At 38.5% G+C, this 1,165-nt stretch carries 1 protein-coding gene; it reads left to right on the top strand.

The features are described 5' to 3' along the window. The first annotated feature begins 301 nt into the window (after window positions 1-301). Window positions 302-1,024: a hypothetical protein gene (locus tag IQ264_RS32510; protein ID WP_193986924.1), complete on the top strand. Its 723-nt coding sequence runs from the start codon at window positions 302-304 to the stop codon at window positions 1,022-1,024. Window positions 1,025-1,165 lie beyond the last annotated feature (141 nt).

Genomic DNA, 1,165 nt, shown 5'->3' with positions numbered 1-1,165 from the left:
GGGTGTGGTCAAAAGTAGTTGGTGGGTGCGATCGCTAATCTTAAGAGGAGGTAAAATTTGAGACAATAATCATGAGGATAAGATTGAATCAAAGGGTAGTCAGGCTGAGCAATGCTCAGCCTGACTACCCTAATTAATTAAGAAAAGTTCTAGGAGAGAAGTAGAAAATATCGCTCAAAAAGCCGAGCAGTATGTAATAGCTAAGTTAGGTAAAGAAACTGCTAGATCTGAACCGCAGGCACCAGATAATATTTGCTACAGAATACTGGTAGAATTAGATGGCTCCCACGTCAGAACTGGGATGAATATAACTTCAAACAAAGCGGAATTAACCAGTAAACGCCAACTGAAGAAGTGTTCTCGACAAATCGATTGGCGAGAAGTTAGAGTCGGTTTTGTTCGTCCAGTTACTAATAAAGAACAGCGAATTTATGTGGCGAGAATGGACAAATATCCACCTGTAGTCGGGCAACTCAAAAGTGCTGCCTATTTGATAGGAATGACTAGCTCTTCACAAGTTTACGCAGTTGCAGATGGCGGTAATGGACTGAGATCGGCATTAGAATCGGAATTTCCGAAGCTGATATTTATTCTTGACCGCGCTCATCTGAAACAACATATTTATCAAGGAGCTGATTGTTTAGGATTAACTGGATTTCATCGAAAATTGTGGGTAGAACATATACTTAACTTAATCGAACAAAACCAAGTAAAAAGAGCGATTAAATTCATTAAACGCTATTGTCAACCAGACAAAAAGACGCAGGTTTTAGACAATTTGTGTAATTATCTGGAGCGGTTTAAGGATGCCTGTAAGTATCGAATTTTTCGATACATTGGATTACCCATTGGTTCAGGAGAAATTGAAAGCGCCCATCGTTATATTCCGCAAAAACGTTTAAAGATACCAGGTGCTACATGGCACCCAAATACTATTAATCCCATGTTGGCTTTAAGAGTAATTCGAGCTAATAATTGGTGGGAAGATTTTTGGTCACAGCAAGCTTCAAAAAATAGTTATTGACATCTGATTAGCCAACATTTTGACGGTTGGAGCACAGTTTAAGTATGGGGAAAAATTTCGCAGATAAATAAGAAAAATTATCAATAAACTAAAGGATAGTTAGGCTGAGCATTGCTCAGCCTAACTATCCTTTGATTCTCT

It is taken from the genome of [Phormidium] sp. LEGE 05292, from assembly GCF_015207735.1.
GTDB lineage: Bacteria > Cyanobacteriota > Cyanobacteriia > Cyanobacteriales > Aerosakkonemataceae > Floridanema.
This window is presented reverse-complemented; position numbering and strand designations above follow the sequence as displayed.

Excerpts from the sequence above, each read along its gene's own strand:
- IQ264_RS32510 (WP_193986924.1), top strand. The coding sequence starts at position 302 with ATGAATATAACTTCAAACAAAGCGGAATTAACCAGTAAACGCCAACTG.